This is a genomic window from Desmospora activa DSM 45169 (genome assembly GCF_003046315.1).
Taxonomy (GTDB): domain Bacteria; phylum Bacillota; class Bacilli; order Thermoactinomycetales; family DSM-45169; genus Desmospora; species Desmospora activa.
This window is the reverse complement of record NZ_PZZP01000001.1, coordinates 365092-383063: the sequence shown is the minus strand read 5'-3', so window position 1 is coordinate 383063 and position 17972 is coordinate 365092. Positions and strand designations below refer to the sequence as shown.

Genomic DNA, 17972 nt, shown 5'->3' with positions numbered 1-17972 from the left:
AAAATCCCTTCCATCATTCGGAGAATCTGTCTTCCGGTAACCGCCCTCACTGGAAGTCCGACCATCTGCACGGTATAATAAAAGCATTTGAGCGAACGAAAAAAGGGGAGAGAAGAGTTGGAGCAAACACAACCGGCACAAACCGGATGGAAGGTATGGTGGCAACTGCTGCGGCCCCACACATTGACGGCTTCCTTTGTCCCCGTCTTGATCGGAACCGCGTTGGCCATTCCTCATACGGGGATTCACCTTCCCCTGTTTACCGCAATGCTGATCGCCTCCATTTTAATTCAGGCGGCTACCAATATGTTTAATGAGTATTACGATTACAAACGAGGATTGGATACAGCGGAATCTGTGGGTATCGGTGGAGCTATTGTGCGATACGGCATCGCCCCCAAGACTGTGATGGTCCTCGCCGTCAGCTTTTGCGCCGTTGCCGTCTTGCTGGGTGTCTACATTTGTATGGAAAGCTCATGGTGGCTGGCCACAGTCGGGAGCATTTGTATCGCCGTCGGTTATCTCTATACCGGCGGTCCCTGGCCAATCGCCTATACGCCCTTTGGAGAGCTGGTGTCCGGACTTTTTATGGGTGTCATCCTGATACAGATCGCCTTCTTTATCCAGACGGGGACGCTCACCTTTCCCAGCCTGCTCACCTCCGTTCCTACGGCTATATTGGTAGGAGCCATCCTAATGGCCAACAATATTCGTGACCGGGAAGGCGATCAACGAAGCGGCCGCCGCACCTTGGCTATTCTGCTGGGACATGATGGAGCCGTCCGCTTTTTGACGGGCATGTTTATCTCCGCTTATCTATGGGTGTTGCTGTTGATGGTGGTAGGCATTGCCCCTGTATGGCTCTTGCTGGTCTTTCTTAGCTTGCCGAAAGCGTTTCAAGCTTCCAAGGCTTTTCACGGGAAGAGCAAAAATACGGAAATGGTGTCCGCCATGAAAGCTACCGCTCAACTAAACACCATTTTTGGCTTTTTGTTGGCTTTGGGACTGTTTTTGGGTTATACACTATCCTGATAACTGGCTTTACCACTAAACTGCCTGCCAAGTCACGCGGAGTTGGCTCAATGCGGGGTGGTGCATCCCTTTGCTACTAAATACTACCCGTAGGGGGTAGCTGGTCAACTTTTGTGGCCGGGTGATAAAATCATCACCATCAATTCAATACACCATTTTAGACAAAAACCCCAGCGATCCTTTTGGGATCTGCTGAGGTTTTTTCTTTATGACAAACTTTGGCTCCAATCTACGGTAGCGGCTCCCTCCAGGAACTTTTCACAATCCATTGCCGCCATACAGCCGGTACCAGCGGCGGTGATCGCCTGGCGATAAATGTGATCCTGCACATCACCACAGGCGAAGACACCCTCCACATTGGTTTTGGTGGTTCCAGGTTCCACCACGATATAGCCCAGTTCATCCGTTTTTACTTGACCCTTCAAAAAGCTGGTATTGGGGTTATGACCGATAGCGACAAAGACACCGTCAGTCTCCAGGAGCTCTTCATCTCCTGTTTCTTTGTTTTGCACCTTTAATCCTTTGACACCGCCATCTTCCTTGGTAATCACTTCTACCGGTACCCGGTTTAATGCCCACTTGATTTTTTCGTTTTCTCTGGCACGGTCCTGCATAATCTTGGAGGCCCGAAGCTCATCACGGCGGTGTACCACGGTTACTTCTGAGGCAAATTTGGTCAGGAAGTTGGCTTCTTCCATCGCTGAATCGCCCCCGCCGACTACAATGATCTTTTTACCACGGTAGAAAAAGCCGTCACAGGTGGCGCAGGTGCTTACCCCTTGCCCCATGTTTTCTTTTTCACCGGGGATACCCAAGAGCTTGGCTGATGCTCCTGTGGAAATGACCAGGGATTCCGCCTGTAACTCACCTAAGCTGTCCACCTGAATGCGAAAGGGGCGGTTGGAAAGATCAACATCAGTCACCCACCCGCGTTTAAACTCTGCTCCAAAGCGTTCTGCCTGCTTACGCATATGATTCATTAGCTCCGGCCCAAGGATACCGTCGGGAAATCCAGGGAAATTTTCCACATCGGTGGTGGTAGTCAGCTGTCCTCCCGGTTCCGGTCCCTCCACCACCAACGGCTTCATGTTTGCCCGGGCCAAATAGATGGCGGCGGTTAATCCTGCCGGACCGGTTCCAAGAATGATCACTTTGTTCATTTTACGAAACCCTCCTCGCTATGTGTTAAGATCCAGACCTGTGTGATTATCTCGCACTCCTTGCACCAGTTTCCCCTCGGTCATTCGATCGCCGAGTCTTACTTTACAAGCAACAAACCTTTACCGATCACATCTCCCTCGATTAAGCTGGGAGCACCAAAGCTGCAATGAAAAGGTGGCCAATCCGGTTATCATGTATAGCTTATCAGTCACAAATCCCTTTTTTGCCCTCTTGCTTCAGCTGTTCCAGTTCATGCCTCGCATCGGGTAAGTGTTCCAATATAGCCGGATAAAAAGGCAAATCCTCACCGGAAAGGGAGTAATATACCCATTGACCTTGGCGCCGTTCCTTCACTAAACCGGCGAGGCGCAGTTTGCGCACATGCTGGGAAACCGCCGGCTGGGTCATGTCCAGAATCGAGACAAGCTCACCTACACATAGATCCTCTTCTTTTAATAGGGCTAAAATGCGCAGCCGAGTCTTATCCGCTAACGCCTTGTAGAAATCCGCCAACCGATTGTAATCCATCCCCATCACCCGATTATATATAAGCATATACTTATATTATTGTCAAGGCACTTTCTTTCGATATCATTGCCCTCTTCCTGTTAAAACAAAACGCTTCCGAGATTGATGACAAAGTGGACCCGGGTCCCGGTTTCCAATATAGTTTGTCAGGAGCCTCTTCCTTTTGTTATTTACAATCCATCGAGAGTGGTGTACCATAGTTGCAACAAATCCGGAATATCCAATATGAATTAGAGGTGATCACAATGGCACTGCCATCCTCCGCCGTGGGCAGATCCACTGATATGCCACTGCAGCGGCCGACATTGCCCAATGTGCAAACGGGTATTGTCACTCTCGCTCTCGTTGCTGCCATCCTTTTATCCTTTACAATCTGGAACGGATATGGAACCCAACAAACCGTCTTATATGGAATCGGCTTTTTATTGGGATATACCCTGTTCCATGCCCGTTTCGGCTTTACCTCCGCCTTTCGCCGGTTGCTGTCCGTGGGGCAGGGGGCGGGCTTACGGTCCCATATGTTAATGTTGGCCGTCGCTTCTACCCTATTTGCCCCGATTCTCGCCAGCGGATTCAGCTTTTTCGGCAATGAACCGACGGCATCCGTCTCTCCCGTCGGTGTCAGTTTGGTGGTAGGGGCACTGCTGTTTGGCATTGGTATGCAATTGGGCGGCGGTTGTGCTTCCGGCACCTTGTATGCTGTCGGAGGCGGAAGCTCATCGGTTTTGTTTACGCTGTTCGGTTTTATCACAGGTTCCGTCATTGGAGCTTGGCATTGGGACTTTTGGACCAACCACACGCCTTCCCTTCCTCCGTTTTCCCTCGCGGAAAACACCGGTCTGGGCTATGGTGGAGCCCTGGTTGTGCAATTGGTCGCCTTTGCCGCCGTCGCATGGTTAACGTTGTGGATTGCAAAGAAGCGTCGTCCACCGGCGATGAAGCCTCTACCCAGTGCGGACGGCTGGAAGCGAATCATCCGGGGAGCATGGCCGCTATGGGGCGCCGCGATCCTGTTGGCCGTTTTAAACGCCGCCACGCTGCTGGTTCGGGGACAGCCCTGGGGAATCACCTCCGCTTTTGCCCTTTGGGGTTCCAAAATCGCTTCCTACCTTGGTATCGATGTGACACAGTGGGCTTATTGGTCCGGCGAGCGGGGAGCTCCCTTGGAAGCCTCCGTGTTAGCGGACGCCACCAGCGTGATGAACTTCGGCATCATTTTGGGTGCGATGCTCGCATCCGCCGCCAGTGGTGCCTTCGTTCTCCGCAAGCTACGCGGAAAAGTGGTGACCGCTTCCCTGATTGGCGGTCTGATCATGGGTTATGGTGCCCGCTTGGCATATGGCTGCAATATTGGGGCCTTTTTCTCCGGTATCGCTTCCTTCAGCCTACACGGATGGGTATGGGTGATTATGGCCTTAATCGGAACCTATATCGGCTTACTTTTCCGTCCATGGTTTGGCCTGTCCAATCCCAAACCGGACGATTCCGTCTGCTGAACTGTCCCGGGTCTCCATGGCCAGATTGATGACAAAGGGGGCACGGGTCCCGATTTCCATCTTCGCGCCTCTTTCCCTTACAAGGATGTGAAGCTGTCCGCTCTGTCTCCTCCATCCCCAACCAGCGGCCAAAAGAAAAGCATATGTGGCCGCCAAACGGTTGGGGACTGCGAAGACTCCGGTAGGTAGTTGGTCAAAAGGGCGCTACGCCGGAAATCGCTCCCCTCTTCCCTTTAACAGGGTATGTCAGCAGCTCCCCGGGCCACCATGGCCCGGCTTTTCTTTTGTCCAGGCGTTCTCTTGTTTGCGGACATATGATAATGACAAAACGTTCTATTTTCGGCTCAGCCAACAACTCCCGGGGGATCGGTCCCTTCACGATGGAAGTTTCACGCGATTGGAGAGAGTGGAATGTTTTTTACGTTTCCATTTCTAGGGAAGATCAGGAAGTTCGTTTTAATCCAGGTGTTGGTAATTGTGTTTTTTACCCTGCTGTCGGTTATCCCATTTTTCTTCTTATGGTTTTAGGCTGTAAACGCAACAAACCCGCTTCGCCACTGGTGAAGCGGGTTTGTTGGTTCAAATGCTGCAGGACGATTGTCCGCGCTTCTGTAGATAGCGTTGGTGATACTCCTCTGCCCGATAAAAACTTGTCGCAGGTACGATCTGAGTTACAACTGGATCTTTCCATTTTCCCGATGCGTCCAGCTCTTGCTTTAGCTGTTCGGCCTGTTCCTTTTGCTCCACCGTATGATAAAATACGACAGAACGGTACTGTGTACCGATATCGGGGCCCTGGCGATTCAGTGTAGTTGGGTTGTGATTGTCCCAAAAGATGTGCAGCAATTCCCGGTACGATACGATAGACGGGTCAAACGTGAGATCCACCACTTCCGCATGACCTGTCCGGTCTGTGCATACTTCTTCATAAGTGGGATTTTCAGTGGTGCCTCCCATATAGCCAACGGCCGTATCCGTCACTCCCTCCACTTGCCGGAAGCGTTCTTCTACACCCCAAAAACAGCCAGCGCCAAACGATGCTCGTTCCATCACGATCCACTCCTTTCCTGATGTATGTTATCCTTTATCGTACCGCAAACGGATCCTTGTCAGCAAGCAGGATACAAGTGAACATTTCTTGCTCCACTTCCCTCACTTTCATATAATAGAAACTGATGATGAAACGACATCGTTTACATAAGAAGAGGAAGAAGTGCCAACTGCAACTTCTTCCTCTGTCCATTCGTCTATGATTGGCGGCAGTAAAAAAAGGGGGTTTTTTCAACATGAAGAGCTTACGAATTTATGGGATTTTTGCTCTTATCGCTACGCTCACCTTCGGGATGTTGGCCCAACCTATGGCTGCATCCGCTGAAACCAACACAACTGTTGTAACGCTGGGTGCTGATCTGACTCAAGAACAGCGTAATGCAATGCTGCAGGAGATGGAAGTCGATTCCAATGTAGAAACCATCGATGTGAGCATCGAGGACATTCGCCAATACCTGACTGGAAACACAGGGGGAGGCACACCTGCTGCGGGTAGTAACAAAGCCTACTCCTCCGCTAAAATTACGCTTACCAAAGAGGGAAGCGGCATTAAAGTCATCGCTAAAAACGTCACCCGCGTCACTGAACCAATGTACGCTAATGCCCTTGTCACCGCAGGTATTACCGATGCCGACATCTATGTAACCTCTCCAGAGCCGGTGACGGGTACTGCCGCTCTTACCGGAATTATGATGGCTTTTGAAGAGGCGACAGATCAAGAAATCAGTCAAGAACAGCGGGAAGTCGCCAATGAGGAGATCATTCAAACTTCTAAACTGGGAGAAGCGATCGGCGATCCAGATAAAGCCGCCCAGTTTATGACCCAAGTGAAAGAAGAAATCGCCAAAGAACAGCCGAAGAGCGAAGAAGAAGTACGTAATATCGTCATCAATGTTGCCGGAGACCTAAACATCAACTTAAACGAAACCAATATCAATGAAGTCACCAATGTCATGTACAAATTTTCCCAGCTCAATATCGATTGGAGTGCCTTCAGCGATCAGCTGAACAAGTTGAAAGACGAATGGGAAAGCTTAATCAGCTCTGAAGAGGCCAAAGGCTTTTTTGACGGGTTTCTGGCTTGGCTGTCTGATCTGTGGGAGTCCATTAAATCGCTCTTCTCCAGCTGAACACTGATTATCAAAAAGCTGCCGATTTGTCGGCAGCTTTTTTGTATGACAAAGTGGTTCCGGGTCCCGATTTCCGTCTTCGCGGCCCTTTCCCTTGCACGGACGTAGGGCTGTCCGCTCCGTCTCCTTCGTCCACAACCAGCGGCCAAAAGAAAAGCCTGTGTGGCCGCAAACGGTTGGGGACTTCAGAGACTCCACTGGGTAGTCGGTCAAAGGGCGCTACACCGGAAATCGCTCCCCTCTTCCCATTAACTGAGTTTGTCAGCAACCTCACTGCATATCTGTCGGCAGCTTTTTTTAATCTCAATCGACTTGGACCACCTTTGTCAGAGCTTGCCGAACAGCCGTGGTAAATGCAGCAAAAGCGGCAGTCGGTGTTTCCCGCCTCCCCCGATGGCTAAAATCCACAAAAAAGGAGCGGCGCAGCGCTGTTGTCAGTTCCAGCTGCACACCGATCCCTTCCTTGCCGCGGTTACAGATATTACGACGGTGGGTGCCTCCTAAAGTAGAAGGGGCCTTTTGCACGGCTACTCCGCTTCCCTTAATCTGGCGAGCGATCTCTTCCGTCGTCTTGTGATCCCGTCCGCCGATGAAACAGACTGGTTCATCCCCACGAGCGCCATGAATACTGATGATCCGCCGACTGTGGGATAAAATCGGAGCCAATCGCGGTTCATCAAAGCGGGTAGAGGTCAAATGCAGATCCCGATTTTTTCCCGGCTGCTTCATCCCTTCAAATCGATACCCGTTCCACTCTTCTCCGGCAATGGCTGTCGCCAATTCCGATGTTCCGCGCTCAATCCCGCCACCGTGAATAGCGACTACGGCAAAAAAACGCCCCCCGCGCAGTGTCGACTCTACCCGAAAATCGACTCCCTCTCGCTCGTGACGGGTCAACTCGTCAAAGTTGCGGTACCGATCCGGCATCGTCTCCCTCCTACTTTCATAATATGATCAGTCTTATCCCAGTTCAGGCACATGTTTTTAGCATATTCGATCAACCCTTTCGGTTCCAACCGTGCATGCGACAAAAAAATTACACTCACCTGCATAGATGAGTGCAATCAAAAAATCAGTTCATGAGGCGGCGGAAAATTTTGAGGCCGTTCTTGCTGTTGGGATAACGAAACGATACATCGAAACGAGTCGTCTGTTTCAGTATGCTTTTGTGGTGGGAAAAGCAGTCAAAACTATATTTTCCATGGTAGCTCCCCATCCCGCTGTTTCCCACTCCCCCAAAAGGAAGATAGGGAGTGGCCAAGTGTAAAAAGGTGTCATTGATACATCCGCCGCCAAAGGAGATCTGTTCCAAGATGGTATCCTGTTGGGAACGATTTTCGGAAAAATAGTATAAGGCCAAGGGTTTGGGATGATGGTTCACCATCTTCACTACTTCTGCTAGGTCGCGGTAGGAGAGCACCGGAAGGATTGGGCCAAATATCTCCTCCTGCATGACAGCGTTCTCCCAAGTGACGCCATCCAGCACCGTAGGAGCAATTCGCAACGAAGCGGGATCAGTTTGGCCACCTACAATCACATCGCCTTCCTGTAAAAATGAAGTAAGACGTTCAAAGTGTTTCTGGTTAACAATGCGGCCGTAATCGAGATTCCGCAAGGGATCCTCACCGTAAAAGGACGTAATCGTTTTCCGAATCTCGCTTACCAACTCCGTTTTCACACTTTCATGAACCAGAAGGTAATCTGGAGCGACACACGTTTGGCCGGCGTTTAGAAATTTCCCCCAGGCGATCCGCTTAGCCGCCAGTGTAAGGTTGGCATCTTCCGATATAATCGCGGGGCTTTTCCCTCCCAACTCCAGTGTGAGAGGAGTCAGATTTTTAGCGGCCGCTTCCATTACAATTCGACCCACAGCCACACTGCCGGTAAAAAAGATAAAGTCAAAAGGTTGCTCCAACAGAGCGGTGCTGGTATCCACCTCTCCTTCCATCACTGTGACATACTCCGGTGCAAATGTATCCGCCACCAATTCCGCCAACAGTTTTGACGTATGGGGTGTCAATTCCGAGGGTTTAATCACTGCACAGTTGCCGGCAGCGATGGCACCGATCAAGGGTGCGAGCGCCAGTTGAAATGGATAATTCCAGGGCGCGATAATCAGGGAGACCCCATAGGGCTCCGGGTAGATCAAACTTTTGGAACCTAAGTGGATTTTACCTGTTTTCACCTTTTGTGGTTTAGCCCACGATCGCAAATGTTTTCGCGTAAATTTAATCTCTTCCAGCAAATACCCGACCTCGGTGGCATATGCCTCCATCTCCGATTTATTCAGATCCTGGCGCAACGCTTCCAATACCTGAGGTTCATATTTTTTTATCGCATTTCGCAAAGCGTCCAGTTGCTGTAGTCGAAAATCCATTTCACGTGTACGACCCGATTGGAAGAACAACTGCTGTTCTTCCCAAACCGCGCGACTCTGTTCCCGTATCCCCTTCATTTTTTATCCCTCCCGAGGTATTTCGATCGCCTCCTCCTCATTTTAGCATCAAATAAAAATTTAGATTCTAGATTGATTTCTAGATTGATGACAAATTAAACCCGGGTTCCGATATTCGTCTTCGCGCCTCTTTCCCTTGCAACGATAAAGAACTGTCCGCTTCGTCTCCTTCGTCCCCAATCAGCGTACATCAGAAAAATCATTTGTAGGCGCTACACCGTAAATCGCTCCCTCTTTCTATTTTCAGTAAGTCAACAGCCTTGGAATAGTAGCTGGCTCCCTTTTGTCCAATCACCGTTTCAACCCTAATCAATCCACACTTTCTTTTTGCAACCCATCCAATTCACGTCTCGTCTTCTGAATCTCCGACCAAAGTTGCTTCCGTTTTTCCTCTTCCTCCGGCTCCTCCATCCCCATCAATTGAATCAACCGTAGCTTTAACCGATGGATCTGATCTTGGTGGGGGTTTGTCATCGCTTTCTTCTCACTTTTTTGTTCCCGGTATGCCTGATATCCGTCCTCAAACAAAGTGAGGCGCCCTTGCTCCAAAACGGCAACCCGGTTGGCGATACGGGAAAGGAGGAAACGATCATGGGAAACGACAATGATGGAGCCAGGATAGTGAGCCAATGCTTCCTCCATTCGCTCTCGAGTCGGGATATCCAGGTAATTGGTCGGTTCATCCAGGATCAGCAGGTTGGCATGAGAGAAGTAGAGGCGGACAAAAGCTACCCGGCAGCGTTCTCCCATACTGAGTGAACCAATCCGTTGAAACACCCTCTCTTTGCGGAACAAAAACGAAGCTAAAATATTGCGGGCCTCCGTCTGGGTCATGCCGGGAAGGCGCAATAAGCTGTCCACGATTGTTTCGTTTGGATCAAGGGTTTCCAACTCCTGAGCAAAGTAGCCGATCCGTAGTTCGGGATGATGACGCACGGTTCCCTGTTGCGGCTGCAAACGGTGAGCCAGCAGCTTTAGCAGGGTCGTTTTACCACTGCCATTGGCGCCAATCAAGGCGAGCCGATCGCCACGCTGCACCTGGAGATTAACTTCTTGCAGCAGCGGCTGCTTCCCATAGGCGAAGGTACCATCTTCTACCGTCAACAAACGCCTCCCTTCCATCGAAGCCGTGTCCAATCGCACCTGGACGACCGGTTCATCGCGAGGACGCTCCACCTGCTTTTTCTCCAGCCGCTTTAGCGCTTCTTCCTTTGCCTGTGAGCGGGTGATATTTTTTTGCGCCTTCTTCTTCATAAATGGATTGCGCTCTCCAGCCGCGGTATGAGCACGATTAAACCACTCCCGATATCGCCGGATCGATTCCTCCAATTTCTTCTTTTCCTGCTCCTGCTTGCGCCATAAAGCCTCCTGGGATTTGCGTTCATGCTCCTGCTGTTGCGCAAAGCGGCTGTATCCCCCGCGGATGGCGCGCGTTCCGCTTTTAGACAACTCCACCGTCACATCCGCCACCTGATCGATAAACCATCGATCGTGAGAAACAAACAACACCGCCCCCTCCCAGTCCGACAACCATCGTGCCAACCACTCCAAGGTGGAGGCATCCAGATGGTTCGTCGGTTCATCCAACAGCAAAAAGGTTGGCTGTTTTACCACCAGTTGGGCCAATTGGGTTCGTGTCTTCTGCCCACCACTCAGTTGGGCGATGGAAGCGGTAGCTATTTCCCCGGTTAACCCCAGTTGATTCAGCGTCCTTTGCACTTCCACCTCCCATTCATAGCCGTCCATCTGCTGATATAATTCCTGACAGACGCCATAATGAGCGACGAGGGGGTCTAACGCTTCCCCTGTGGCATTGGCCATCTCCTGCTCCACCTTGGTTAGTTCCTGATAAAGCTGAGCCAGCTCCGGTCGGCCTGAGCGTACATACGCTTCTACTGTTACATCTGGCGGCCATGGTTGATGCTGGCTTAACACACCCCAGGATTGTACGGGAACCGCTCGAAAGACTGATCCGCTCTCCGGGTTAACTTCCCCTGTCAACGTCTGCAACAAGCTGGTTTTCCCCATACCGTTGGCGCCGATCAGGGCCACTTTTTCCCCTGCGTGAATTTCAATATCCACATTTTCAAACAACAACCGGCTGCCCCGTTCCACTTTCAGTCCTTCTGCTTTTACGAGCAACATCGAGACGCCCCCCTTTTTCTTACAAATAAAAAACACAGGTATCACCTGTGCGTAAGCAAAGGGTCGGAAAACAGCTGGATTCCGCTCGGTATACGCTACCGATGAAATTCAGCCTTCACCCGATTGTTTGTTTATCCGAAAAAGGACAGACTGCCCCTACCGCTTTGCCCCGTACAGGCAATGAACACCATGGTATGGATTTCAGTAAGGTGTTAGCGGTCATTTTTCATGTTGGTTAGGGAGCAATCCTCCTTCTGTATTTGTTAATACTATATCATTTTTCACATCGATTTGTGAAGATACACCGGAAAAAGGAGTAGCAGCAGGAAACTCCGTTTCAATCGTAGAATCAAGTTGACAACCCTTTCCGCTTTTCCAGCTTGATCGATTAGCGTATAGTGGACATAATCCGGTCATGGGAGGAGAGAAACATCTTGATGGAGTGGTTAAAATCCTTGGCGATCGCCGGCGTGATCGCAGTAGCAGCTATTATTGTCTACGCAGTGGTTAAGAGCATCATCGCCCGCCTGCTTGAAAACCGGATCCGTAACCACGAAGAAGCGGAATTGCGCATCAATACTTTGAAAACCTTGTTATCCAGCTTAGTCGGTTATGCGATATTTTTTATCGCATTAGTGGCCATTCTGCGGGAGTTTGGGGTTGATACCACCGGTATCATCGCCAGTGCCGGCATTATTGGTCTGGCCGTCGGTTTTGGTGCACAAGGAGTCGTAAGCGACATCGTGACCGGTTTTTTTGTTCTACTGGAAAATCAGGTAAACGTGGGGGAGTATATCACCATCAACAACTACTCCGGCATTGTAGAGGAAACAGGACTTCGTTATATTAAGGTACGCGCCTTTAACGGCGATCTTCATTATATTCCCAACCGGGAGATCGGAGCCTTAACCAATCACTCCCGCGGCAATATGCAGGCATTAGTTGATATCGCCATCACGTATGATACCAATGTGGACGAAGCAATCCAAGTGATGCAAAAAACGTGTGACCGCTTGGCCCAGTACACTCCCGCAATCGTAGACGGTCCCAATGTGTTAGGTGTACAAAGCCTCAGCGATTCCAACTGGGTGATCCGTATCATCGCCAAAACGGAGAATGGGGAACAATGGGCAGTGGAACGCACTTTACGCAAGGAATTAAAAAAAGCGTTGGATGAAGCGGGAATCTAGTGTCTCATCCGCAAAGTTGGCATACCCCTCCTCTCCAACGCATACAAACCATTTGGGGACACTTTTTAAGGGTAGTCTGTTCCCGTGCAAAGGAGAGTGTGGGATGAAACGAACAGCGGAATTTGTATTAGGGTTAATTGGTGGCATCTTTGGAGCGGGAATCGGTTTACTTGTGGTTGCTGGGGGATTATTTGGGCAAGCGTATATGGATATGATGGATGAAGCCGAATCAGTAGCCGTAGTCGACTCCACTTGGCTCACAATCAGCGGTGGATTGTTACTGTTATTATCCATCGTGGCGATTATTTTTGCCATCCCCTCCTTGATCAGCAAGAATCATATTCGAAGCGGCATCATCCAATTGATCGCCGGTGTGGGAGGATTTCTTCTCGCCAGCCTATTGTGGTTAATTCCCGGCATTCTCATGATCATCTCAGGCGCCTTGTGTTTTCGTAAACCAAAGCCCAGTGACAATCCTTCTTCCTGAGTAAATGGAAGTTTAACAAACTATTAAAATTTACTTAGCACTGATTGGTTACCCTGTAATCAGCGGTAACCCCCTTTACCGTATCCAGCAAATGATGAACTCACATTCCGGTTCAGCTTCCGGAATCGTGGGTTATTTTTTTGTATCCTGAAGGAAAGAAGACGGAAGTAAAGAAAACGTATTCATAACCAAAGAACACCGATGAGCCCTACATTGGAAGAAGGAGGAAGATCCATGTATCATCTCACCGTTTACGACAATGAGGGAAAGAAACTTCTGGACCAACCCCTTACCGCCCGCGACGAGAACGGGGCTAAAGCGGAAGGGCATCAACGATTACAGGAAAGGGAGTATTCCACTTATCCATATCGGATCATTCATTCATCGGGGCGGTTGGTGGAATTTTTAAGCCATAAAGCGAAATCGGCAAAAAACGTTTCTTCCTGATGACAAAAGCGGGAGAAGGTGTGTCGTCCTCTCCCGCTTTTGCTGTCGTGTCTCCCCAATTATTCCGCCCCTCGGACCTTTTGCCCACATTCCGTTATACAGTTAATAAAAATGATCCTTATATCTCTTCGCCAAAAGACTTGCGTGAAATCTGTGGCTACAATCCCACTTCCTCCACCATACGGGAACCATTTGATAAGCACATACCACTTTAATCCGTTACCGTCGATATATTCGCCTCTACGGCCAACTCCACATTGCCGCGAAGAGCATTGGAGATCATACAGTGTCGCTCTGCTCGTTCTGTCGCCGCTTCCGTTTGTTTCCGCTGATCAGCGGTAGCGGAAGAGGCCAGAATCACCTGTGGACGATGGGTGATACGCTCAAACTTTAACCCTCTCTCCTCCCGTACCACTCCTTCGGTTTTCAGTGACAACTCCTGCACCGGGATATTCTGACGCTCCAACATCGCCGCCAGTGTGATCAAATAACATGTAGCTGCTGAACCGATCAACATCTCATCGGGATTGGTTCCCACTCCCGGCCCCCGCATCTCCTTCGGGATGGAGATCACACTTTTCAGATTCCCAGCATCGATCGTACCGGTGCCGTTGCGTCCTCCTTCCCATTGGGCGGTTAAGTGAAAATGGTGTTGTGCCATCAGAAACCCTCCTTGTCTTGTTTTCCCAGTGTATCATGATCAAAAGCAGCCTGATCGATAAAAAGGACGATCAGGCTGCTTGTTTGTGGACGTATTCGTTTTTTATAGGGAGTAAAGCTCGCCGAATTTTGTTTTTAGATAGCGCATATAAGGATCGATGGTAAGCGAAGAACCGGTAGCGCGCTCCGTCAATTCCAGTGCGCCGTATTTGGCACCGTGCTGGTAGATATTTTCCCTTAACCAACGGTGCAGAGTAGAGAACTCCCCTTGGCGGGTCTGGTCTGGAATCTCCGGATGAGCTTTTAGCGCAGCCTCATAATACTGTGCACTTAAGATATTGCCCAAAGTATAACCCTGGAACATGCCTCCGATGGGTCCAAAGTGCCAGTGAACATCTTGCAGCACACCATCCTGATCTCCCGAATCAAAAACGCCTAAATCGCTCTTGTAGCGTTCGCGCCACGCTTCCGGCAAATCCTTGATTGCCAGTTTTCCTTCCAGCATAGCCAACTCCAGATCAAACCGAATCATCACATGCAGATTATAGGTCAACTCATCGGCACTGGTCCGGATCAGCGAGGGTTCTATCCGGTTAATGGCACGGTAAAACGTGTCTAGATCCACGTTTTTCAATTGCTGCGGGAACGTTTCCTGCAGTTGCGGATAAAAATGCTGCCAAAATCCGCGGCTGCGGCCGACGATATTTTCCCACAAGCGGGACTGGCTCTCGTGTACCCCGGAAGACGTTCCACCGGCCAGCGGCGTTCCCTCCAACTCCATGCGGATTCCCTGTTCATACATGGCATGACCCGCTTCGTGGATGGTGCTAAAGAGCCCTTCACCTAAATCATTCTCCTTGAAGCGGGTGGTGATGCGAACATCACCCAAAGAAAATTTCGTCATAAACGGATGATGAGTTTTATCCTGGCGTCCCCGCTGAAAATCATAGCCCAACTGCTTAATGACTTTCACACCAAAATCCCACTGTTGCTGCTCAGGAAAATGGCGCCGCAAACAAGCATCATCCAGCGGTTTCCGCTCGGTTACCTGTTTGACCAAGGGCACCAACTGCTCCCGCAAGTCGGTAAAGAGCGCACGGATGGTCTCGGTCTTCAGCCCTTCCTCTGCATAATAATCGATCAAGGGATCGGCAATATGATCGTATTCAAAGTAATCCGCAAATCGTCGGCTGTACTCCAACGTCTTCTCCAGATACGGCTCTACCATGGAAAAGTCGTTGGCGGGACGTGCCTGTGTCCACACTTGGTATGTATCGGCAAAATGGTTGCTCATCGCTGCCATAAAATCGGAGGGTACCTTTGTTGCCCGCTCATAATTTTTTCGCGCTATACGCAAGATGGCGGCATCATCGGAATCATAGGGCAAACTCTCCCCGTAGGATTGTAACTCCTCCAGCAGACGTCCCACCGCAGGATCAGTCAGCTTTTCATGAGCCAGCTGTTCGACAAGTGCCGTCTGCCGACCGCGCGCTGTCGCTCCCCCCGACGGCATGTAGGTAGACTGATCCCAGTATAGTAATGAGGCTGCACACTGCAAGTCATAAACTTCTGTCAATCGTTTTTTTAATTCCTTCAACTTCGCTTCCATCTCAATTCCCCCTCAAGATAAAAGACAAACAGACTCATGATTTCATCGTACCCTTACCTTCCAACCATTTTCAACCGAAAAATGAAGGCACATGATTTCTTGACAAGGGGTGAGAAATACGGTTAGATGATTATTGTACTACTTAACATAGTACAATTAATACAAATCATACACATGATGATCCCGGTAGCGAAAGGGGGAACACCCATGTGGTTTGACGTTGATCCTCGTCAAGAAACACCGCTGTATCAACAATTGATACATAATGTAAAAACCGCCGTCGCCAAAGGCATTTTAACAGAAGGGGATCGGTTGCCTTCGGTGCGGGATTTGGCGGGGATGATTCGCGTCAATCCCAACACCATCGCCAAATCGTATCGGGAGCTGGAACGAGAGGGAATCATTGAAACACTGCGCGGCCGGGGAACATTTATCGCCGCTCAATCCGTTCGCGGAAGCCGGGAGGATAAAAAGGCAATGTTAAAGGAGAAATTGGAACCCATCCTGGTAGAAGCTCACTATTTAGACATGGATGAAGAGGAGTTCGTTTCGTTTATTGAGGAGATCATACGCGATTGGTATCGAGAGAGGAGGCGGGTGCATGAGTAGCTGGACAGTTGAAACGGTTCATTTGACGAAAACTTATCAGGGGACATCCGTAGTGGATCACGTCAATCTACAAGTGGAGAAAGGAAGTATTTATGGCTTATTGGGACCAAACGGTGCCGGAAAAAGTACGCTGATTCGCATGCTGATGGGGTCCATCCTTCCCACTTCCGGAGAAGCCCGTCTCTTTGGTGAAACGGTATCAGAAGCGACAACCCATCTGCGGCAACGGGTGGGATTTGTAACCGACCAGCCGATATTTTATCCTTTTTTCCGGGTGGAAGAACTGATCGCTTTTTACGCGAAAACCTATGAAGGTTGGGATAGGGAACGCTGTCGCACCTTGATCGATCAATTTCAAATCCCCTTAAAAAAGTGGACCCGATCGCTCTCCAAGGGGATGAAAATGCAACTAGCACTAATTCTAGCACTCTCTATCCGTCCACAGCTGCTTGTGTTAGATGAGCCGACTAGCGGTCTTGATGCGGTCATTAAACAGCAGGTATATCGCCTAATCCTGGAGGAGGTCGCCACTGGAGAGACTACGGTTTTGCTGGCGACACACCATCTGGGAGAGTTGGAGCGGATCGCCGATCATGTGGCTGTCCTGTATCGAGGACAAATTCTTTGGTCTCGTCACTTAGAAGAGCTAAAGGCGCACTCCCGCAAGATCCAAGCCGTCTTTCCCGAGGGATTGCCTGCTGAAGTGAAGGAGTGGTCCCAGTTGCTCCATTGTGAAAATCAGGGCAGTGTACACACCTTGATCATCGACGGCGACATCCAGGTAGCAATGAAACAATTAAACGAGCACAATCCTCTGTATATGGAAAGCCTCCCCCTTACGCTGGAGGAAATCTTTATCCACCATACCGGGAAGGAGGGATACGGCGATGCTTTCCGTCAACTCGTCTAAAGCTTTGTGGTGGAAGGAGTGGCGTCAGAATCGGTGGTGGTTACTGATTCTATCGACTATATTGACATGGAAGCCCATTGGAGAGGTCGCCCTCAAATTTTTAGTCAATGATCCTTATCCCGCCGAATGGAAAGGGGTCGAGCGAAGTATCGCTTGGTCATATGAAGTGTTGGAAGTGATTGTACCTAGCAACTATGTCAAATACTCTTTTCTTTTTAATTCCCCCTCCCTTGACCTGTTGCTGCCTGTGCTTCTTTTTGGTGTCTGGTTGGTCGCTCAAGAGCGTACACCTGACACATACTCCTTTCTGTCTGCCGCCCCTTTTACCCGGGATCAAATCATAACCGTCAAGTTTCTGTTGGGTGCTGGATCGGTACTAGCGGCGATGATCTTCAATCTTCTTTTTGTCTTAGTGATGCAGTTGGTGTTACCAGCGGTCTATTCTTCTATGGATGGCTTGTTGTGGTTCGCTTTTGTTACACCGATACTGCTGGTGACATTTGCCATCGGTTTTTTTGCCGCCACCTGGACGGGACATCCGATTGTCGCTGGCATCGCGGCACTTGGGTTGTTCTTTTGGCCCATATTGCTTCGTAAATTCGCCATGTCATACTTTGAGGTAAATTATTGGGTGATTAAGGTACTGTGGGAGATTGAGCGCAATATCAGCCTTGATCATGCCCTCCATTGGTATCGAGGAAGCTCTGGTCCTTGGTGGAAACCCCCGCTCTTTCTCGTTGTAACAGTAATTCTCTTCTTTTTATCGCGTTGGATTTTTGTACGGAATCCCTTTGAAAACAATGGACAACCGCAACTATTGATATGGGGAACCACCTGGCAACTGGGTGCAATTTTGATCCCTATCGCAGGGGGGATTTTAGCGATGATCGTCTACCCAATTTTTTTCACTCGCCTGCATACAACCTTTCCGATATTTTTGGCCGGTGTTGTTCTCGGCTTGATCGCATACCGCTTGTGGCGAAACAGTTCTCAAGCCAAAGAAACGTAACTCTGGACCACTGACTAATTCACACATCGATTGCCTCGTTGGCTACGGGTAGGG

General features: G+C 49.8%; 17 protein-coding genes. 9 read left to right on the top strand and 8 right to left on the bottom strand.

Going from position 1 to position 17972, the window contains the following annotated elements; genetic code table 11:
- The first annotated feature begins 117 nt into the window (after nucleotides 1–117).
- The gene (locus tag C8J48_RS01965) at nucleotides 118–1032 is read left to right on the top strand and encodes a 1,4-dihydroxy-2-naphthoate polyprenyltransferase (protein WP_245891038.1); all 915 of its coding nucleotides are present in this window, start codon (nucleotides 118–120) and stop codon (nucleotides 1030–1032) included.
- A gap of 206 nt (nucleotides 1033–1238) precedes the next feature.
- On the opposite strand, the gene trxB is transcribed toward C8J48_RS01965, so the two are convergent.
- Both trxB and C8J48_RS01955 read right to left on the bottom strand, forming a co-directional pair.
- On the bottom strand, nucleotides 1239–2192 hold the full coding sequence (gene trxB / locus C8J48_RS01960) for a thioredoxin-disulfide reductase (RefSeq protein ID WP_107724699.1): 954 nt from the start codon (nucleotides 2190–2192) through the stop codon (nucleotides 1239–1241).
- A 205-nt stretch (nucleotides 2193–2397) separates the two neighbouring features.
- Nucleotides 2398–2721 carry an ArsR/SmtB family transcription factor gene (locus C8J48_RS01955; protein ID WP_107724698.1) on the bottom strand — a complete coding sequence of 108 codons (324 nt, stop codon included), beginning with the start codon at nucleotides 2719–2721 and terminating at the stop codon, nucleotides 2398–2400.
- Nucleotides 2722–3005: 284 nt separating this feature from the next.
- Here C8J48_RS01955 and C8J48_RS01950 point away from each other — a divergent pair, with 284 nt between their 5' ends.
- Complete coding sequence (locus C8J48_RS01950; RefSeq protein ID WP_245891165.1) at nucleotides 3006–4217, top strand: YeeE/YedE family protein; 1212 nt, start codon at nucleotides 3006–3008, stop codon at nucleotides 4215–4217.
- Nucleotides 4218–4796: 579 nt separating this feature from the next.
- Here C8J48_RS01950 and msrA read toward each other — a convergent pair.
- Nucleotides 4797–5267: a peptide-methionine (S)-S-oxide reductase MsrA gene (gene msrA, locus C8J48_RS01945; RefSeq protein ID WP_107724697.1), complete on the bottom strand. Its 471-nt coding sequence runs from the start codon at nucleotides 5265–5267 to the stop codon at nucleotides 4797–4799.
- A 236-nt stretch (nucleotides 5268–5503) separates the two neighbouring features.
- Here msrA and C8J48_RS01940 point away from each other — a divergent pair, with 236 nt between their 5' ends.
- The gene (locus C8J48_RS01940; RefSeq protein ID WP_107724696.1) at nucleotides 5504–6397 is read left to right on the top strand and encodes a DUF1002 domain-containing protein; all 894 of its coding nucleotides are present in this window, start codon (nucleotides 5504–5506) and stop codon (nucleotides 6395–6397) included.
- A gap of 303 nt (nucleotides 6398–6700) precedes the next feature.
- On the opposite strand, the gene C8J48_RS01930 is transcribed toward C8J48_RS01940, so the two are convergent.
- The 3 genes from C8J48_RS01930 to abc-f form a co-directional block, all read right to left on the bottom strand.
- Entirely contained in the window at nucleotides 6701–7324 is a 624-nt protein-coding gene (locus C8J48_RS01930) for a poly-gamma-glutamate hydrolase family protein (RefSeq protein WP_107724694.1), read from the bottom strand.
- A 145-nt stretch (nucleotides 7325–7469) separates the two neighbouring features.
- Nucleotides 7470–8852 (bottom strand): aldehyde dehydrogenase, encoded by a 1383-nt coding sequence (locus tag C8J48_RS01925; protein WP_107724693.1) that lies wholly within the window; start codon nucleotides 8850–8852, stop codon nucleotides 7470–7472.
- A gap of 309 nt (nucleotides 8853–9161) precedes the next feature.
- Nucleotides 9162–10997, bottom strand: coding sequence for a ribosomal protection-like ABC-F family protein (gene abc-f / locus C8J48_RS01920; RefSeq protein ID WP_107724692.1), 1836 nt, complete (start codon nucleotides 10995–10997; stop codon nucleotides 9162–9164).
- 437 nt (nucleotides 10998–11434) lie between these two features.
- Here abc-f and C8J48_RS01915 point away from each other — a divergent pair, with 437 nt between their 5' ends.
- The 3 genes from C8J48_RS01915 (at nucleotide 11435) to C8J48_RS01905 (ending at nucleotide 13121) form a co-directional block, all read left to right on the top strand.
- Entirely contained in the window at nucleotides 11435–12187 is a 753-nt protein-coding gene (locus C8J48_RS01915; protein WP_107727539.1) for a mechanosensitive ion channel family protein, read from the top strand.
- Between the two features lie 103 nt (nucleotides 12188–12290).
- On the top strand, nucleotides 12291–12674 hold the full coding sequence (locus tag C8J48_RS01910) for a DUF4064 domain-containing protein (protein ID WP_170105073.1): 384 nt from the start codon (nucleotides 12291–12293) through the stop codon (nucleotides 12672–12674).
- Between the two features lie 234 nt (nucleotides 12675–12908).
- Entirely contained in the window at nucleotides 12909–13121 is a 213-nt protein-coding gene (locus tag C8J48_RS01905) for a YhzD family protein (RefSeq protein WP_170105071.1), read from the top strand.
- Between the two features lie 211 nt (nucleotides 13122–13332).
- Here C8J48_RS01905 and C8J48_RS01900 read toward each other — a convergent pair whose 3' ends face one another.
- Nucleotides 13333–13782 (bottom strand): SACOL1771 family peroxiredoxin, encoded by a 450-nt coding sequence (locus C8J48_RS01900; RefSeq protein ID WP_107724689.1) that lies wholly within the window; start codon nucleotides 13780–13782, stop codon nucleotides 13333–13335.
- 102 nt (nucleotides 13783–13884) lie between these two features.
- A complete protein-coding gene (locus C8J48_RS01895) occupies nucleotides 13885–15390 on the bottom strand; it encodes a carboxypeptidase M32 (protein WP_107724688.1) in 1506 nt (501 codons plus the stop codon).
- A gap of 207 nt (nucleotides 15391–15597) precedes the next feature.
- Here C8J48_RS01895 and C8J48_RS01890 point away from each other — a divergent pair, with 207 nt between their 5' ends.
- The 3 genes from C8J48_RS01890 to C8J48_RS01880 are packed head-to-tail and all read left to right on the top strand — an operon-like array spanning nucleotide 15598 to nucleotide 17918.
- On the top strand, nucleotides 15598–15999 hold the full coding sequence (locus C8J48_RS01890; protein WP_107724687.1) for a GntR family transcriptional regulator: 402 nt from the start codon (nucleotides 15598–15600) through the stop codon (nucleotides 15997–15999).
- The gene (locus C8J48_RS01885; protein ID WP_170105069.1) at nucleotides 15992–16909 is read left to right on the top strand and encodes an ABC transporter ATP-binding protein; all 918 of its coding nucleotides are present in this window, start codon (nucleotides 15992–15994) and stop codon (nucleotides 16907–16909) included. The genes C8J48_RS01890 and C8J48_RS01885 overlap by 8 nt, the downstream gene beginning before the upstream one ends.
- Nucleotides 16887–17918: an ABC transporter permease gene (locus C8J48_RS01880; protein ID WP_107724685.1), complete on the top strand. Its 1032-nt coding sequence runs from the start codon at nucleotides 16887–16889 to the stop codon at nucleotides 17916–17918. Before C8J48_RS01885 ends, C8J48_RS01880 begins: the two co-directional genes overlap by 23 nt.
- Nucleotides 17919–17972 lie beyond the last annotated feature (54 nt).

Excerpts from the sequence above, each read along its gene's own strand:
- trxB (WP_107724699.1), bottom strand. The coding sequence starts at position 2,192 with ATGAACAAAGTGATCATTCTTGGAACCGGTCCGGCAGGATTAACCGCC.
- C8J48_RS01955 (WP_107724698.1), bottom strand. The coding sequence starts at position 2,721 with ATGGATTACAATCGGTTGGCGGATTTCTACAAGGCGTTAGCGGATAAG.
- C8J48_RS01950 (WP_245891165.1), top strand. The coding sequence starts at position 3,006 with ATGCCACTGCAGCGGCCGACATTGCCCAATGTGCAAACGGGTATTGTC.
- msrA (WP_107724697.1), bottom strand. The coding sequence starts at position 5,267 with ATGGAACGAGCATCGTTTGGCGCTGGCTGTTTTTGGGGTGTAGAAGAA.
- C8J48_RS01940 (WP_107724696.1), top strand. The coding sequence starts at position 5,504 with ATGAAGAGCTTACGAATTTATGGGATTTTTGCTCTTATCGCTACGCTC.
- C8J48_RS01930 (WP_107724694.1), bottom strand. The coding sequence starts at position 7,324 with ATGCCGGATCGGTACCGCAACTTTGACGAGTTGACCCGTCACGAGCGA.
- C8J48_RS01925 (WP_107724693.1), bottom strand. The coding sequence starts at position 8,852 with ATGAAGGGGATACGGGAACAGAGTCGCGCGGTTTGGGAAGAACAGCAG.
- abc-f (WP_107724692.1), bottom strand. The coding sequence starts at position 10,997 with ATGTTGCTCGTAAAAGCAGAAGGACTGAAAGTGGAACGGGGCAGCCGG.
- C8J48_RS01915 (WP_107727539.1), top strand. The coding sequence starts at position 11,435 with ATGGAGTGGTTAAAATCCTTGGCGATCGCCGGCGTGATCGCAGTAGCA.
- C8J48_RS01910 (WP_170105073.1), top strand. The coding sequence starts at position 12,291 with ATGAAACGAACAGCGGAATTTGTATTAGGGTTAATTGGTGGCATCTTT.
- C8J48_RS01905 (WP_170105071.1), top strand. The coding sequence starts at position 12,909 with ATGTATCATCTCACCGTTTACGACAATGAGGGAAAGAAACTTCTGGAC.
- C8J48_RS01900 (WP_107724689.1), bottom strand. The coding sequence starts at position 13,782 with ATGGCACAACACCATTTTCACTTAACCGCCCAATGGGAAGGAGGACGC.
- C8J48_RS01895 (WP_107724688.1), bottom strand. The coding sequence starts at position 15,390 with ATGGAAGCGAAGTTGAAGGAATTAAAAAAACGATTGACAGAAGTTTAT.
- C8J48_RS01890 (WP_107724687.1), top strand. The coding sequence starts at position 15,598 with ATGTGGTTTGACGTTGATCCTCGTCAAGAAACACCGCTGTATCAACAA.
- C8J48_RS01885 (WP_170105069.1), top strand. The coding sequence starts at position 15,992 with ATGAGTAGCTGGACAGTTGAAACGGTTCATTTGACGAAAACTTATCAG.
- C8J48_RS01880 (WP_107724685.1), top strand. The coding sequence starts at position 16,887 with ATGCTTTCCGTCAACTCGTCTAAAGCTTTGTGGTGGAAGGAGTGGCGT.